The 15846-nt window shown below is 41.0% G+C and carries 15 protein-coding genes and 1 pseudogene; 9 read left to right on the forward strand and 7 right to left on the reverse strand.

The features are described 5' to 3' along the window. On the reverse strand, positions 1-1929 hold a 1929-nt coding region (locus CDG79_RS43010), incomplete at its 3' end, for a PAS domain S-box protein (RefSeq protein WP_189525227.1). A 492-nt stretch (positions 1930-2421) separates the two neighbouring features. Here CDG79_RS43010 and ada point away from each other — a divergent pair. From ada to CDG79_RS33980, 3 genes are read left to right on the forward strand one after another with little or no spacing between them, the layout of a single operon-like run. Further along, positions 2422-3525, forward strand: a complete 1104-nt coding sequence (gene ada / locus CDG79_RS33970; protein ID WP_094346044.1) for a bifunctional DNA-binding transcriptional regulator/O6-methylguanine-DNA methyltransferase Ada — start codon at positions 2422-2424, stop codon at positions 3523-3525. Beyond that, on the forward strand, positions 3491-4144 hold the full coding sequence (locus tag CDG79_RS33975; RefSeq protein ID WP_094346045.1) for a DNA-3-methyladenine glycosylase family protein: 654 nt from the start codon (positions 3491-3493) through the stop codon (positions 4142-4144). Before ada ends, CDG79_RS33975 begins: the two co-directional genes overlap by 35 nt. 40 nt (positions 4145-4184) lie before the next feature. Beyond that, positions 4185-5183, forward strand: a complete 999-nt coding sequence (locus CDG79_RS33980) for a DMT family transporter (RefSeq protein WP_094346046.1) — start codon at positions 4185-4187, stop codon at positions 5181-5183. 213 nt (positions 5184-5396) lie between these two features. On the opposite strand, the gene dapF is transcribed toward CDG79_RS33980, so the two are convergent. Next, the gene (dapF, locus tag CDG79_RS33985) at positions 5397-6236 is read right to left on the reverse strand and encodes a diaminopimelate epimerase (RefSeq protein WP_094346047.1); all 840 of its coding nucleotides are present in this window, start codon (positions 6234-6236) and stop codon (positions 5397-5399) included. A gap of 69 nt (positions 6237-6305) precedes the next feature. Between dapF and CDG79_RS33990 the strand changes: the two genes are divergently transcribed. Further along, positions 6306-6521, forward strand: coding sequence for an Hfq-related RNA-binding protein (locus tag CDG79_RS33990; protein WP_094346048.1), 216 nt, complete (start codon positions 6306-6308; stop codon positions 6519-6521). 107 nt (positions 6522-6628) lie between these two features. Here the strand turns inward: CDG79_RS33990 and CDG79_RS33995 are convergent, their stop codons facing one another. Both CDG79_RS33995 and rsmI read right to left on the reverse strand, forming a co-directional pair. After that, the gene (locus tag CDG79_RS33995; RefSeq protein WP_094346049.1) at positions 6629-8413 is read right to left on the reverse strand and encodes a diguanylate cyclase domain-containing protein; all 1785 of its coding nucleotides are present in this window, start codon (positions 8411-8413) and stop codon (positions 6629-6631) included. 672 nt (positions 8414-9085) lie between these two features. Beyond that, positions 9086-9946 carry a 16S rRNA (cytidine(1402)-2'-O)-methyltransferase gene (gene rsmI / locus CDG79_RS34005; protein ID WP_094346050.1) on the reverse strand — a complete coding sequence of 287 codons (861 nt, stop codon included), beginning with the start codon at positions 9944-9946 and terminating at the stop codon, positions 9086-9088. Between the two features lie 62 nt (positions 9947-10008). Between rsmI and CDG79_RS34010 the strand changes: the two genes are divergently transcribed. The 5 genes from CDG79_RS34010 to CDG79_RS34030 all read left to right on the forward strand — a co-directional run bounded on the left by CDG79_RS34010 (position 10009) and on the right by CDG79_RS34030 (position 13871). After that, entirely contained in the window at positions 10009-10902 is an 894-nt protein-coding gene (locus CDG79_RS34010; protein WP_094346051.1) for a sugar kinase, read from the forward strand. Positions 10903-11048: 146 nt separating this feature from the next. Next, positions 11049-11909, forward strand: coding sequence for a 3'(2'),5'-bisphosphate nucleotidase CysQ family protein (locus tag CDG79_RS34015; RefSeq protein ID WP_094346052.1), 861 nt, complete (start codon positions 11049-11051; stop codon positions 11907-11909). 395 nt (positions 11910-12304) lie between these two features. Continuing rightward, positions 12305-12616, forward strand: coding sequence for an RNA recognition motif domain-containing protein (locus tag CDG79_RS34020; RefSeq protein ID WP_094346053.1), 312 nt, complete (start codon positions 12305-12307; stop codon positions 12614-12616). A 120-nt stretch (positions 12617-12736) separates the two neighbouring features. Continuing rightward, complete coding sequence (gene rpsU / locus CDG79_RS34025; protein ID WP_069073011.1) at positions 12737-12931, forward strand: 30S ribosomal protein S21; 195 nt, start codon at positions 12737-12739, stop codon at positions 12929-12931. A 220-nt stretch (positions 12932-13151) separates the two neighbouring features. After that, positions 13152-13871: a hypothetical protein gene (locus CDG79_RS34030; RefSeq protein WP_094346054.1), complete on the forward strand. Its 720-nt coding sequence runs from the start codon at positions 13152-13154 to the stop codon at positions 13869-13871. A gap of 199 nt (positions 13872-14070) precedes the next feature. On the opposite strand, the gene CDG79_RS34035 is transcribed toward CDG79_RS34030, so the two are convergent. The 3 genes and pseudogenes from CDG79_RS34035 to CDG79_RS34045 form a co-directional block, all read right to left on the reverse strand. Beyond that, positions 14071-14958, reverse strand: a complete 888-nt coding sequence (locus CDG79_RS34035; RefSeq protein WP_094330382.1) for a hypothetical protein — start codon at positions 14956-14958, stop codon at positions 14071-14073. A gap of 49 nt (positions 14959-15007) precedes the next feature. Beyond that, complete coding sequence (locus CDG79_RS34040; protein ID WP_094346055.1) at positions 15008-15517, reverse strand: hypothetical protein; 510 nt, start codon at positions 15515-15517, stop codon at positions 15008-15010. Between the two features lie 205 nt (positions 15518-15722). Further along, positions 15723-15846, reverse strand: a pseudogene (locus CDG79_RS34045) (photosystem II q(b) protein); the annotation flags it as partial.

Consider the following 15846-nt stretch of genomic DNA (forward strand, 5'->3'; position numbering starts at 1 on the left):
TCTTCCTTGTGCCCTTTTTCCCCGATCCCCAGTCCCTAGTCCCCAGTCCCTAGCCCCCATTCCCTGATTTAACAAATTCTTTAACACCATCAAGTTACCCATCACTGAAGTTCGTAAATCGTGGGCAACTGTGTGCAAAACAACATCTTTGACGCGATGCAATTTTTCAACTTCTTGCATTTTCTGCTGCAACTGTGATGTTCGTTCTTCTACTTGGTGTTCTAAATTAGTGTTAAGTTCTGCGAGTTTTTGGTATATCTTGCTTTGCTGAATGGCGATCGCTACTTGTTCAGACATCTGCTTTAACAAATCAATTTCTATTGGCTGCCAATGACGCGAACCTGAGCATTCATTGGCAATTAACGCCCCAAATAATTCATTACCTAGCATAATTGGTACAGCCAAGCTAGCCTGCGTTTGAAATTTTCGACAGTGTGCTTGGACTTTCGGAGATACTGACATTTCTGTGATATCTTCAACGACACGCACAAGATTATCTTTTAGTAAGTTTCGCACTTCTTGTAAATAAGCTTCATCATTAGTAGACCAACCTAAGACTGATGGATACTTGGGATCTACTGATTCGGCAAGAGTTCTGATTCCTAACTTGGTATTATTTAAAGCAATAAACACTCGATCTGTTTGCAGAAATTGTCTGACTTCCGTCACGGTGGTTTGCAGAATTTCTTCTAGGTTAAGCGAAGACCGAATTCGCACTAAGGTTTCTGCCAACAAGCGATCGCGTTGCGCTGAAAGAAGGAATTGCGCTTCTACCTGTTTGCGTTCTGTAATATCGTGATGGACTGCTAAGATGCAAGGAACACCATCCAAATCAATAACTTCGGCTGAAAGCAGTGTTGTAATTATCTTGCCAGACTTTTGCCGAAATTCAACTTCTAGGTTACGAACAACTCCTGTGGCTTGCAACTCCTGTAACAAATTTAGGCGATCGCGATCGTCTACCCAAAGATTTAACTCAAAGGAAGTTTTACCAATCACTTCATCTCGCTCATAACCGGAAAGCTTCACAAAGCTGTCGTTAACTTCGATAAAGCGCCCTTCTTGCAGCGTGCTGATGGTAATTGAATCGGGGCTGCAACTAAAAGCTTTGGCAAATTTCTGGGCCAGATTTTGTAAGGCGATTTCTCCTTGTTTGCGTTCTGTGATGTCTCGCACAATTGCTAGTACTTCATCTTCACCACTCACTACCAATCGCGCCTCATAATCTCTGACTCCCAAAGGCGTTGTTAGTTGATATTCGCAAGTTTGTAAAGTTCCAGAATCTAAAGTTTTAGCGATCGCTTCTAGGCTAATTGCTGCAACATCACTAGGCAATAACTCTTGCACATGTTTCCCGACTATTTCTTCCCTCGAAAGAGTGATATTTGCCCCTTCACTTTTCAAATCTAGATACTCAGCATCGCGGCTAATGCGAAACATTAAATCAGGAATAGCATCCAAAATTGCTTTATACCGCGCCTCACTCTCTTGCAATTTTTCTTCGGCTTTTTTGCGGTCTGTAATGTCTAAAACGAAGCCATTCCAAAGCACAGCACCTTCTTCTTGTCGTTCCGGTTGTGAAGTACCTTGAATCCATTTAAGTTTGCCACTAGGCGTAATGATGCGACCTTCCCAATGCCAAGGTGTAACAGTGTTACAACAAACAGCTATAGATTCTGTAAAAGCTTTTATATCTTGTGGATGAATCAGATTGTATATCACCCGAAAGTCTGCCTGTAAAGCTTCTGGTTCTACTTCATACAAATATTCACAACCAGAACTAACATAAAGGACTAACACAGAACCATCCTGCTGTTGCAGAACTTGGAAAATTATTCCTGGTAAATTGGCAGCAAAATTTGATAGCAGGTTAATAGCCTCTTGCTGACAATTTGGTGTATACAGCGATTTTACAACGGTTTCATCCACTCTTTGACCCTTTGATACACAAGCTATTGATGTACAATTGAAAGCCAGAATAACCAACTTAACAGTTTTGATTCTGTAGGCATAATCGCTAACAGAATCAAAACTGCACCTTCTTTCAGAGTAGTTCCTGATGAGGCGATCGCATTCACCCAATCGGGTGAACCATTTGCCAGAGGGAGGAGGAAGTAATGAAATAGTTAGTTATAAATAGTGGTCAATGACACTTTTTTGAGACACTGCCAGTTTTAACTTAGCTCTTATAACTTTACACTGAGGATATTTTTGAGACAATAACGATCGAACTAGATCGTCATGATTAAATTTCATGAATAGCCCAGACTAGCGAACTTCGATCGCAATAATCAGATAGAAACTAGTTTATCAATACATTTAGTCTAGTTTTATCAAAAGAATAAACAGAGTTCCTAATATCTAAAAACAAAAAATGGCTATTTCAGAGTGGATACTTTGTAGTATATCTAAGGAGACTGAATGCAATTACAACAAACATCAGTTTTAGAAAAAACTCTTTGGGAAGCAGTTCTGAATCGAGATCCCACAATTGACGGCAAGTTTTTCTATGGTGTTCGCTCGACAGGCATATATTGCCGACCTATTTGCCCTAGTCGCAGACCAAATCGGAATCAAGTTTGTTTTTTCCAGTCCGCACAAGAGGCTGAAAGTTTAGGTTTTCGTCCTTGTAAGCGCTGTCAGCCACAATCTGAAACAGTTCCAAATATAGGCAAATCAAAAGTCTTAGCAGCATGTCGATACATTGAAACGCAAATAGATCGCATCCCCACCCTCTCGGAATTAAGCTCTCAGGTGCAAATGAGTCCCAGTTATCTGCAAAAGGTATTCAAGCAAATAATTGGCGTATCCCCTTTTCAATATGGAGATGCGCTGCGTAGCCAACGATTGAAGCAGCGTCTCCAGTCAGGAGAGGAAATAGCTGATGCAGTTTACGATACGGGGTATGGTTCAAGTAGCCAACTTTATGAGAAAGCACCTAAGCAACTGGGAATGACACCAAAAACTTATCAACAAGCTGGAAAGACAATCAATATTGTTTATGCGATCGCTCCATGTTCGTTAGGATATTTACTGGTGGCAACAACAGAGAAGGGTATCTGCGCCGTTAAACTAGGTGATGAAGCAGACAAACTTGAACGCATCTTGAATCAGGAATTTCACCAGGCGCACATCATGCGTGATGACCAGATACACAAGGAATGGATACAAGCAATCCTCGACTTGATTGCGGGAGATAAAACACATCTTGATTTACCACTTGATGTCCGTGGGACAGCGTTTCAGAAACAGGTTTGGCAAGCATTACAAAAAATTCCCTATAGCCAAACCCGCACATATACTGATATAGCCCGCGATATTGCTAAACCCCAAGCAGTCCGCGCTGTGGGAAATGCTTGTGGAGCTAATCCAATCGCGCTGATTGTACCGTGTCACCGGGTGCTGCGGAGTGATGGCAGTCTTGGTGGTTATCACTGGGGAATTGAGCGCAAACAAAAACTACTTATACAAGAATCGAAATTACTTAAAGATGACTCAAACACCAGAACTAGAATCGCTGACTGAAGAAAGTCTCACCCGTGGTTTAATGGTGCTTGCCAATCTTGACAGCGATTTGGCTGGGATTTTAGAGACACTGGGGCCTCCACCTATATGGAAAAGAGAACCAGGTTTTGCAACGCTGTTGTGCATAATTTTGGAACAGCAAGTTTCTTTAGCAGCTGCAAAAGCTGTATTTACCCGACTATGTGGGGTTGTTGTAACTCTGACACCAGAAAACTTTCTGACATTGGATGATGTTCAATTAAAAGGGATTGGATTCAGTCGGCAAAAGATTCTATATTGCCGTGGGTTAGCTCAGGCGATCGCAACTGGTCAGCTTGACCTCAGCAAGCTGCAAAGAATGGACGAAACGACAATCAGAACTGAGTTAAAGTATCTTAAAGGGATTGGAGACTGGACAGTTGATATTTATTTGCTGATGGCGTTGCAACGTCCTGATGTCTTTCCTAAAGGTGATTTAGCGATCGCGATCGCTCTACAAAAACTCAAAAACTTGGCGACACGTCCAACACCAGTTCAACTAGAAGCAATGACACAGCACTGGCGACCGTGGCGTGCGGTAGCTACAAGACTTCTATGGCACTATTATCTGAGTAATGCCAAACTTATACTTAATAATTGATCCTTCTCCCTTAGCGGTTCGTTTAATCAATATAAACTAAATGGTAGAAAATCAATTAAACCTCACAGACGAAAAACCTCAAAAAACTTCAAATATCCTACCGATAATAATAGTAATCATTGCATTATTAGCTTTATCTACAACAGCAATATTTATTAAAATTGCTGTTAATGAAATGAGCGCAATTACTACATTATTTAATCGCTTATGGATAGCGACTATTATCTTTGGATTATGGAGTGGAATTAACCAAGCACGGAATCAGATTAGAGATGATGAACCTATATTACCACAGCAGCCTTATCCAATCAAAGAGATAGCGTTTTTAATAGCAGTGGGTCTAGTTCATGTATTAGGGCGATTATCTTGGACTTGGTCGCTAACTCAGACTGGTGCTGCTAATGCTAATGCGTTAGGTAGCCTCAATCCGCTATTTACAACATTAGGAGGATGGCTATTTTTTAATCAAATTTTTGGGCGCAAATTTATCATCGGTTTAATATTAGCCATGCTCGGTGCGATCGCAGTTGGATTTGAAGATTTATTACGCTCTAATAATAATTTTACAGGTGATGCTGTTGCCCTCATCTCATCGATATTTTATGCAGCCAATTTTTTACTTATCGAGCAAATCCGCAATAAGTTTTCAATTATTACCATTCTTGTTTGGCGCTGTGTCATCGCAACTTCATTGATGATCCCAGTAGTGTTAATCTTTGAAAAACAAGTTTTCCCAGTTTCTTTGTCAGGTTGGTTAGTAGTATTTGCACTAGCTGCTATTTGTGAAGCCTTGGGTCATGGGCTAATTGTATACAGCTTGAAAACTTTTTCTTCAGGATTTATCTCTTTGCTATTGTTACTCAATCCATTGATTGTTGCCATTCTTGCTTGGATAGTTTTCTCAGAAAAATTAAGTATTTTTAACTTGCTAGGGTTGGTTCTAATTTTAGGCGGTATATATCTAGGAATTTCTAGTAAAGAATCTACCAAATCTAATGTTAATCCCCCCATACAATCCTCAAAAAAAAGTGAATCTTAACAATTTTATAGTAATACCAACCCCTGCTTCACCGCAAATCTTTGGTGGATGAAGTTTTTCCGACTTGTGTGTACACCGTAGCCTTACTAAGGAGAGGGGAAATAAAGCTTATTCTTTATCGGGGTAAGGTTAAGCTGCACTTCAGTTCCTTAGTAAAGGCTATACTACACTCGAAATAAGTTTGCTACTTGCATAACACCAATGGGAAGTTGGTTATAGTTTCCCAGTGAATACCCTCTCAGCTGGGCCTGTCATGTAAACCCGTTGGTCTACTTCTGACCATTCAATTTGTAAGGGGCCACCTGGTAATTCTATAGTGGCAGTGCGATCGCATTTTCCAGTCAATACTCCAGCTACTAAAGAAGCACAAGCACCAGTTCCGCAAGCTAAGGTAATCCCAGCACCCCGTTCCCACACCCGCATTTTCAAATAGTCACGGCGTACCACTTGAATAAATTCGGTATTTATGCGTTGGGGAAAAGCTGGGTGATGCTCAAATTTCGGGCCGATGGTTTCTAGCTCAATTGCTGCGACATCTTCCACAAAAGTAATGCAGTGGGGATTTCCCATATTTACACAGGTGACTTCCCAAGTTTGTCCTACCACCTCCAACGGCTGAGAAATTACTTTTTCTTGAGCAGGTGCAAGATTAGTCGGAATTTCGCTAGCGAGTAACCTGGGTAAACCCATGTCTACTTTAACTAGACCATCAGATAAGAGTTGGGGAGTCATTACCCCACCCAAAGTATGAATGCGATAGGAATCTTTATTCCGGGATTCGCCTTCTAAATCTGCCAAAAAGCCAGCTAAACAGCGAATTCCGTTGCCACACATTTCTGGTTCTGAACCATCGGAATTAAAAATCCGCATGGTGTAGTCAGTGCCGTTTTCTCCAGGTAAGGCAAAAATGACACCATCAGCACCGATACCAAAATGGCGATCGCACAACTTGATGGCTTGCTCTGGAGTCACTACAGGCTCAGATGACGAGCGATTGTCAATCAGAATAAAATCGTTGCCTAGACCATGATACTTAGTAAATTCGATTGCCATTTCTTCAAGGATGAATTATCAAGGATTAGTTACTCTTTATTTTGCCTTGTAGGTTCATCTTTACTCAAAATGCTTACCGAATTTGACACCACTTTACCCAGTATTAGACAAGTCCAAAACCTGATTAAACAAACAACGCCAGTGGAATTAAAGCTGCTGACTGGCGATGTGCTCACAGGAAAGGTTTTATGGCAAGACCCACAGTGTATCTCTATTGCTGATGAAAACAGTCAGCATACTGTTTGGAAACATGCGATCGCATACATCAAGCCGCAAGTGAGTTAGGAGTGAGGCAAAAAAATCACAACTGATTGCTTGTTGGCATTAGTGCCTGGGAACCCTTTTATTGCTGGGTAGCGCTAATACCGCTCTCAGCAATCTACCCCCCAGACTTAGAGTTTTGCAGCACAAACCCACCGATTGCGTCCTTGTTCTTTAGCTTTATATAAAGCTTTGTCGGCTGCGTTAATTAATTCTTGAGGTGAACTTTTAGCTGTTGGTTTTTGAGTCGCAACACCTAAACTGACGGTCACAAAATATTGAAAATTATCTTTCTTTTTATGGGCAATCTTTAATTCTTGAATAGATTTTTGAATCAACCTAGTCAGTTTAATCGCACCTGATTCGTTCGTATTTGGCAAAATGACAATAAATTCTTCACCACCATAACGAGCTAGTAGATCGGTAGGACGCTTTAATACAGCTTGGGCTGCACGAGCAACTTGTATTAAGCATTCATCTCCAGCTAGGTGTCCATAAGAATCGTTATAATCCTTGAAATAATCAATATCAAATAGAACTAAAGATAAATAATTTCCAGTTAGTTTTAGTCGATTCCATTCCTGCTCTAAAAATTCATCAAAACAATGACGATTTGCGATTTGGGTTAGAGCATCTAGCTTACTGATTTTTTCTAGCTGAGAATTTGCAATTTCTAAAGCATGGTTTGCTTGAGCAAGTTGATTAGCTTGAGAGCGGGATTGCTCTAATAATTCGGAATGTTCTAAAGCTACATTAAACTGAGCACCTAACTGTCGGATAAATTGAATTTCAGATGTTTTCCATTTCCGCGGACAACAGCATTGATGAACACATAGTAATCCCCATAAGGTTTTTCCTTTCATTAGAGGTGCAACAATTTGTGCCTTGATTTGAAATTGCTCTAACAGTTGAAGGTGGCAATCCTTTAGCCCAGCTTGATAAATATCTGATAATACCTGTATCCGCCCTTGGTGATAAGCAACTGCATATTTTTCACCAAAACAATCATCCTTTACCTTGATGGCGATCGTAGAATCGTAGTCAGGCAATACATTCTCGCAGACAAATTCCCCAGCAGTATAGTTCGATTCCGGGTCAAATCGAAAGATACTGACGCGATCGCTACGGAGAGCTTTCCGAATTTCGCGTACAGTAGTCTTAAACAAGGTGTCTAAATTCAGAGATTCACGAATTTCAGCAACTAAATTAAACAGAATATTCTGTTGCTGATTCGCTTTATAGAGTTCTGCTGCTTTTTGTTCTGCTTGAGCTAAAAATTCTGCTTGTTTTACTGCAAATCCTAACTGTGTTGCAATCTGAGACAGAAACTGAATTTCTAATTGTTTCCATTCATGTGGTTGTGAATGCTGATAAGCTGCAAGCACTCCCCACAGTTTTTTTCCCACAAATATTGGTGCAGTTGCATAAGCTCGAATATGGAACTGTCCTAAAATTTCTAAATGGCATTGAGACAAGCCTATTGTATAGACATCTGAAGCAACTAAAGTTTCATTATTACGATACCGTCCACCTTGATGTTCTTGAAGATAAGAGTCATTCCAAACTGTATTTTTTCCTAATGTATCGACATCATCCCATCCAGTCTCTGCAAACTCGAAGTCGCTGACAAATTCTCCACCCCAGTTTTCGTAGAAGCGATAGACTGCAATCCGCTCGACACGAAGTAACTTGCAAGTTTCCTTAGTAGCTGTACGAAAAATTGTTTCTAACTCAAGCGAAGCTCGGATTTTACTAATAACTCGGTAAAGCGCCCTTTCTTGCTCTTCTATCTGCTGAATTTGAACGTGTCGATCGTGCAGTTGACTTTCTAAATTACTAAGACTAGGCTGTCCTAAAAGCTTACAGAGGAGATTAGCAGATACTTTTGTGATGATATTTAAATTCTTGTATAACATTATAATTATAATTTCAGTAATATTAGAGATGAGAATAGACAGCTACAATGCTATGGCAACGTAACTTTTCGTAGTTTATAGCTATTATCGCGCAATGAAGTTTCGTAGTAGCTTCTCTACATCTGACTTTTACAATTAAGTCTTAAAAAGCTTGCTCACAAAGAATTATGGATAAAGTACAGCATATATATGCATATATATAATATATAGCAATGCCTTCGATGATACCCACAGTTAACACATTTACCTCTAAAACTGATACCAGAAATCAGGGCAACACAGAATAAATCATCTCAGAGCTAATATCTGTTAGCAAACTGACAAATCCCAATATCCAAACAGTGGGGGGAATTGTCTGGAAAAATTTGTTTTGTAGTTGTATATTTACTGTTAAACTGACTGGCATTTGCTACATCATGTCTGTAATTATTGAGAATCGATAGATGATTTATGGGTTGCTGAAAGTAGTTAATTTACTCATATCTTGCACCTCTGCGTATAAACCCAGATTTAGTTAATCCAGGCGCAATAAAAGTACATTCTTTTTATTGAACTTTATTGCTAAACTAAGGGTTTTAGATTCAATACTGAGTGACTAAATCCCATCATTCGGATTGGTGCAAGATCGAGCCAAGGTATAAACTCAGAGGATGTTTAAGCGGTATTAGCTGCTCACAACTCAGGAGTGAGGACTATAGAAAGAGCTAGTTGATAGAGTTGGCGACGGGGAAGGGAGGTAAATTTTGCTAACTGACGGCTAGCTTGCGATCGCGATATTCCCTGACTAATTAACTGTTTCAATTCGGCTTTCAACTCCTCTTCTGTCAATTGGGGCTGACTGGCTGGAATTCCTGCCACTACTAATGTATATTCACCTTGGGGTTCTCGTTGGCTGTAGTGAGCGATCGCCTCGGCAATTGTCCCCCGCCAAAATTCCTCATACAATTTTGTTAACTCTCGCCCCAGCACAATTTGGCGATCGCTTCCCCAAACTTCTGCTAAGTCTTGCAAAGTATCTCGCAAGCGGTGGGGCGATTCATAGAAAATCAATGTGCGAGATTCTGTTTGCAGAGATTCTAAGTGTTCTTGTCTCTGTTGAGTTTTCGCCGGGAGAAAGCCTTCAAAGACAAATCGATTTGTTGGTAATCCAGATGCACTCAAAGCGGTAATTGCTGCACTAGCACCAGGAATCGGAACTACTGAAATTCCCGCCTCAATACAAGCTTTCACCAGTTCATATCCCGGATCGGAAATACCTGGCATTCCAGCATCACTCACAAGAGCGATCGCTTTATTGTTAATTAAATGCTCTAATAATTCTGGAATGCGGCTGGTACGATTGTGTTCGTGGTAACTCACTTGGGGAGTCTTAACTTGAAAATGTTGTAGGAGTTTCCCTGTATGACGGGTGTCTTCCGCAGCAATGATATCTACAGTCTGCAAAATTCGCACCGCCCGAAAGGTTATATCTTCCAGATTGCCAATTGGTGTGCCGACAACATAAAGTGTTCCTGGTTTTGGATCGGTTTGCATGAGGGAGAGTTAGGAGACAGGAGTTAAAAATAAGAATTTATGCACCTATAGGAAAATATATGATGACTAATCCAAAATCTAAAATCCAAAATCCAAAATTAGATCGGGGGTTATTTGTGGGTTTAGTAACCTTGGATTTGATTTACCTTGCGGACTCTGCCCCTAAGAATAATCAGAAGATTGTCGCTACTGACTATACTGTAGCGGCAGGTGGGCCAGCAACCAACGCGGCTGTAACTTTCAGCTATTTAGGTAATCAGGCAACAGTCTTAGGTGTAGTTGGTTCTCACCCAATGACGCAGCTAATTCGAGGTGATTTGGCAAATTACCAAGTTGCGATCGCAGACCTTGAGCCTACCACGGATTTAGCACCGCCTGTCTCCTCAATCATTGTCACCCAAGCCACGGGGGAACGAGCGGTGGTTTCCATCAATGCTGTCAAAACTCCAGCCAGCGAAGCATCTATCCCGCCAGATATTTTGTCAAATGTCAATATAGTACTGATTGATGGACATCAGATGGCGGTTAGTTGTTCCATAGCTCAAATGGCTAAAGCCAAGAACATTCCAGTAGTAATTGATGGTGGTAGTTGGAAAGCTGGATTTGAGGAAATTCTGCCGTTTGTAGATTATGCCATCTGTTCGGCTAATTTTTATCCCCCTAACTGCCAGACTGGAGAAGACGTTTTTGCTTATCTGGGCGAATTTAATACTCCTCACATTGCCATTACCCACGGACAAAAACCAATTGAATACTTGAGTTGCACTAAAACTGGTATCGTAGATGTGCCACAGATTCAAGCAGTTGATACATTAGGGGCTGGAGATATTTTCCACGGTGCTTTTTGTCATTACATTTTACGGGAAAGTTTTACTGATACACTGGCGCTAGCAGCTAATATTGCAGCTGATTCCTGCAAATTTTTTGGTACTCGGCGCTGGATGGATTTAAAATAATTCGTAATTCGTAATTCGTAATTCGTAATTCGTAATTCGTAATGGGCTAAGCCCCGCTTCGCTACCGTAATTCGTAATTTTAAGACTGTTAGATCGCAAAGTGCGTCTCTACTCAGATTATACATATTTTTAATTGGGCTAAATTAATGAAAGACTTACAAGAAATATTAGCGATCGCTCGTGAGATCGGTTGGGGCGCAGCAGATATACTGCGATCGTATTACCACGGCACCGCAAAAGACCCTAATTTAGAAGTCCAATATAAACAGAATGAGCCTGTTACCGTTGCCGATGTAGCTGTGAGTCAATATATTTTGCAGAAGCTACAAGCAACTTTGGGTAATGAAGATTTTGCTTACATCAGCGAAGAAACTTATCAATTGCCAAGTACTGGCGCACACTCTTCTTTCCCTTGGGTATGGATAATTGATCCTTTAGATGGTACGCGAGACTTTATCGAAAAAACTGGTGACTATGCAGTTCATATTGCTTTAGTCAAGGAAACACGCCCAGTATTAGCTGTGGTGGCAGTACCAGAGGCAGAAAAGTTATATTATGCTACCAAAGGTGGGGGCGCATTTGTAGAAACCCGCGATCGCTCTGTTCCTTTACAAGTGTCGTTAGGTAAACGAGTTGAAGATTTAACTTTAGTCGTTAGCCGCTCTCACCGCAACCAACGATTAGATTACTTGCTACAAAATTTACCCTGTCAAAACCAGAAAGGTGTGGGTAGTGTAGGCTGCAAAATCGCCACTATTGTCGAGCAACAAGCAGATATCTATATTTCCCTTTCTGGTAAGTCTGCGCCCAAAGACTGGGATATCGCAGCTCCAGAACTGGTTTTAACAGAAGCTGGTGGTAAGTTTACGCATTTTGACGGGACTCCGTTGCAGTATAACACTGGTGATATCAATCAATGGGGAGGTTTGCTAGCTAGTAATGGTGAATATCACGAAGCCCTGTGCCAGGAAGCAGAAAAGATTTTAGCGCAGTTCGATCGCAGCTAATGGGGCATTTGAGGATGAATATTTTTTAATTTGCTTTTACGAGAGTTAGGCATGTTATGATTACACCCACTACCGATAATAATCTTTACTCCTTAGTCCACAGCTAAATTGTCAAAGTACTAAATACCTAAGCGATCGCTACTTAAAAACGATTTGCTGTTTGAAAATGTAACTTTCATAGTACAAACAAAAAAATCCCATCATTGGCAGACCTGTAAACCTGTCTTAATGATTCTATTTGGGAATAAAATTCATTATGAGACGATATTCAAAGGCGGAAGCCTGTGCTAGACTCATGGACATAAAGATTATTTTCGGTTGAGTAACTAGTTTTGATTTCTAAAAACCATCTCTCCGAATTTAACTCTCTACACTCTCTGAATTCGGAGATTTATATGTCAATTTATGTCGGGAACCTGTCCTATCAGGTTACAGAAGATGACCTAAAGCAGGCTTTTGCAGAATACGGAACAGTAAATCGTGTTCAACTACCCACAGATCGGGAAACAGGCCGGCCTCGTGGGTTCGCTTTTGTGGAAATGGAATCAGACACACAAGAACAAGCCGCCATTGATGCACTTGATGGTGCTGAATGGATGGGACGTGACTTAAAAGTTAACAAAGCTAAACCTCGTGAGGATAGAGGCAACTCTCCTCGTGGTAACTGGGGTGGTGGTAATGCCCGCCGCAACAATAATCGCTACTAAAGTCGATTCCTGAATAATTCTACATTTAGAGTCTCCAGCAGGTAAAGCCCAAGGCTCAACTCTGCTGCAATATTTTTTATCTAGCCTTAAACTCTTCATCCACATTAAGGAGAAATGAGAATGACACAGGTAGTTTTAGGGGAGAATGAAGGTATCGAATCAGCTTTGAGAAGATTTAAGCGGGAAGTTTCTAAAGCAGGAATTTTCCAAGATATGAGAAAAAAGCGTCACTTCGAGACACCAATAGAAAAAGAAAAGCGTAAAGCAATTGCTAGGCATAAGCAACGTCGTCAACAACGTTCTCGCTTCAATTAACAAGTCCAAGCAAATTTGCCCTTCGATTTTAAATGCAGCCAGGATCTCTTCATTATTGCCATACCTCCAGCGAACCACAAGAATTAGGCATAAAGAAGCGCTATAGTTTGTTGAGTTCCATTTGCGGAACTCGCAGCAATATAAATGTATTCTTCCTTTATACCCATAAAGTATTGTAGATATCGTTAGTCTGCAATCCTTGGCTCTGGATTTTGAAAAAATGTTACGACTTTATCATTTATTACTAGGTTCTATTTTGGTAGTGTCGATACCTCTGGGAGCAAAATTTGTTCTTCCCCAATTTTCTCCACCCAAAGCGGTAAAACCTCCTACTGTTGCCAAACTTGTCAACTCAAAAGAGGGAAATATCTGGCAGAAAATACTGGGAAACGCTGCTGCTCCAACTAACTGGCAAGTTGCTCCTTGTGAAGGAAATGCACCGTTATTGTGTATCTCCTCCAAAGGGGAACGTTTGGGTACAGTTGAGATTAACGTTTACCCATTAGCAAACAATGAGGATTTCCGAAAGAAACTTGTAGCAGATGATATTCCAATTGGTTCCCAAGTGGATTATCAAAGTCCTAAGTATCAAACCCAGGTATTACCAGCACTCAAAGCTTGGGTTACAGATCACTACACTGCTTTTGCAAAAGATCGTCAGAGTGAATATGGCAAAGAGATTACTTTCTCAGCCTACCCACCGCAACCAGTACCCATTGGTAAGCTTCAGGGAATCCGCTATGGGTTCGCCGGACTTAAGCAAAAAGGTGGAGTACAAGAGCAACATATCGGTCATGTTGCTTTTGATGGCACAAAACTTTATGTAATTACCACTGCATTTGACACAGGTACGCAAACAGGTAAGTTTGATAAACTAGAAAACTTGGCTATTTTTCAACCTTACTTGTATGCGATCGCAGCAGATTTGCATTTACCCTAATGGGAATTGGGAATTGGGAATTGGTTATTTCTCCCATCACTCCCTATTTCCCCCGGATTTCTCACCACACCTCTCAAAGCCCGTGCTTGTGCAGGGGAGAGTTCAAATACCAAGTTCTTTCCCCTCTGCCCCTCTGCCCCTCTGCTCTATCAAACGCCTGAAGCTTGTGAGAAATGCGGGTTCCCACTTTCCCAATAACCTAAATCTCAGCTACCGCTCGTTCAATTAAGCGATGTGCTAAAGTTTGCGTACCAGTGTGTTCATAATAATTTGTTGATACATCCAAGAATGCAGCCAGGTAGTCCAACTTGTCATCAGCAATATCAATAAAACCTTGCAAATTGCTAACTACCTTGTGTGGCGTTAAATTATTCGCGCTAACAATACCACTCATCCAACCTTTAACTGAGTCAAAGCTTTCGCCGATAAAGTTGAGTTTACTACCAGCATTGCTCCCTGGAATCACATCTTTGATGCTTTGGAAAGTCGAGTTTTGTTCTAACTCCTGTGGATTGGTTTGATTAAGCCCAGATATTGCTTTGCTGATGAAGTCTGGCCCTAGAGGAATCAAACCATCAACACAAACTAACGCCACCATGCGGATGAGTGACTCACCACTATACTCACCTAAAGAGGCGACAAAATCGCCAATACTATCTCCAGGAATACCGTTAATTTGGCAAAAAGCCACCAACTCAGCCACTAATTTTAATGTCAGATCGATGGTTTGGGCTTTGTCTGGTTTGGGAGTGACAGAGTTTAAAAAACCCAATAAAGGGATTTTTTCACCAACTTTGTTAGCTAAAGCGGCTGCACCAAGGGCTTTATCTGTATTATCAACGGTTTGATATAGCCACAAAGCTGTTTGGTATCCTTGGGACTTGTCGTTGAATAGATAAATCGCTCTTTCACCAATTTGCTGAATTAAATCTTCGTCGTCTTCGCCTGTAACGGTCTTAATGGTATTGACAAAGCCGACGGTATTTTGCCACTCTCCAGGAGCAACAAAATCAAGGGACTTCAACATAGAAACAGTCAATCCACCAGTTGGTAGTTGATCAACCAATTCAAAAATCGATTTGCTCACAAAAATCTCCTTACTTAGATTTTATTATCTTCAATGTCAGTAATCCGGCTTATTTGAGGCTAGCCAGACGATTCAGATTAAACTTCTCTATCCAATCGGCGCGATCGCTAGCTTTAAATGACGGATCGCGGGAAAGTACTTTTACTTGGTACTTACCTACCAAAATTGCGGTTTGCGTCTTCCCAACTTCGATTGCGGGATAACCGCCAATTTTTTTGGTACTCTTCGAGAACTTTGCTGCTGAACTAGGTGTACTTGTAGTATCAGAAATAGATAGCAACGCTAGTTCTTTACCGCCTTTTTTCAACTTCGCTTCTGCAAAGCCTTTTTTCTCTTGGGTATAGACACGCTGGTAGCCATCACCACCTTCTGGGAAAAGTTTATTAAATTCGCTACCCTGAGTTGCGGTTTTAGCAACCCCTTGGCCGCTTTTTTGTTGAGTGCTTTCTTTTTGGGCCTGGTCAAAACGTCCAGGTGTTTTTGGAGTACAGGCGGTTGTAAGTAGTACCACTGACAGCAATAAAGCAGCTACTACCCTACGCCCACGGTGTAAAATCATTATTGGCTTCTCCTTATAGTTGAGCTTTGAGGCAATTATCTGCGCTGCTAGCAATTATTACCCGTAAAATTTACTTTTTGATAATTATTGCCTAAATTCTGAACTAATGAACGTTAACCAATGCAAAAACGCCCTCCCTTTCGGGAGAGCGTTTTTTACTTACAGATAATCGCGAACAAAGTATCTCAGATTATCATTAACCTGATTAACCGTTGATAGCAGGAGCGGAAAGAGCAACAGGAGCAAGATCCCCAGCAGCCAAATCTAGAGGGAAGTTGTGAGCGTTACGCTCGTGCATTACTTCCATACCCAGGTTAGCGCGGTTGATA

The sequence above is a fragment of the Nostoc sp. 'Peltigera membranacea cyanobiont' 232 genome, assembly GCF_002245985.1.
Taxonomy (GTDB): Bacteria; Cyanobacteriota; Cyanobacteriia; order Cyanobacteriales; family Nostocaceae; genus Nostoc.

Excerpts from the sequence above, each read along its gene's own strand:
- ada (WP_094346044.1), top strand. The coding sequence starts at position 2,422 with ATGCAATTACAACAAACATCAGTTTTAGAAAAAACTCTTTGGGAAGCA.
- CDG79_RS33975 (WP_094346045.1), top strand. The coding sequence starts at position 3,491 with ATGACTCAAACACCAGAACTAGAATCGCTGACTGAAGAAAGTCTCACC.
- CDG79_RS33980 (WP_094346046.1), top strand. The coding sequence starts at position 4,185 with ATGGTAGAAAATCAATTAAACCTCACAGACGAAAAACCTCAAAAAACT.
- dapF (WP_094346047.1), bottom strand. The coding sequence starts at position 6,236 with ATGGCAATCGAATTTACTAAGTATCATGGTCTAGGCAACGATTTTATT.
- CDG79_RS33990 (WP_094346048.1), top strand. The coding sequence starts at position 6,306 with ATGCTTACCGAATTTGACACCACTTTACCCAGTATTAGACAAGTCCAA.
- CDG79_RS33995 (WP_094346049.1), bottom strand. The coding sequence starts at position 8,413 with ATGTTATACAAGAATTTAAATATCATCACAAAAGTATCTGCTAATCTC.
- rsmI (WP_094346050.1), bottom strand. The coding sequence starts at position 9,946 with ATGCAAACCGATCCAAAACCAGGAACACTTTATGTTGTCGGCACACCA.
- CDG79_RS34010 (WP_094346051.1), top strand. The coding sequence starts at position 10,009 with ATGACTAATCCAAAATCTAAAATCCAAAATCCAAAATTAGATCGGGGG.
- CDG79_RS34015 (WP_094346052.1), top strand. The coding sequence starts at position 11,049 with ATGAAAGACTTACAAGAAATATTAGCGATCGCTCGTGAGATCGGTTGG.
- CDG79_RS34020 (WP_094346053.1), top strand. The coding sequence starts at position 12,305 with ATGTCAATTTATGTCGGGAACCTGTCCTATCAGGTTACAGAAGATGAC.
- rpsU (WP_069073011.1), top strand. The coding sequence starts at position 12,737 with ATGACACAGGTAGTTTTAGGGGAGAATGAAGGTATCGAATCAGCTTTG.
- CDG79_RS34030 (WP_094346054.1), top strand. The coding sequence starts at position 13,152 with ATGTTACGACTTTATCATTTATTACTAGGTTCTATTTTGGTAGTGTCG.
- CDG79_RS34040 (WP_094346055.1), bottom strand. The coding sequence starts at position 15,517 with ATGATTTTACACCGTGGGCGTAGGGTAGTAGCTGCTTTATTGCTGTCA.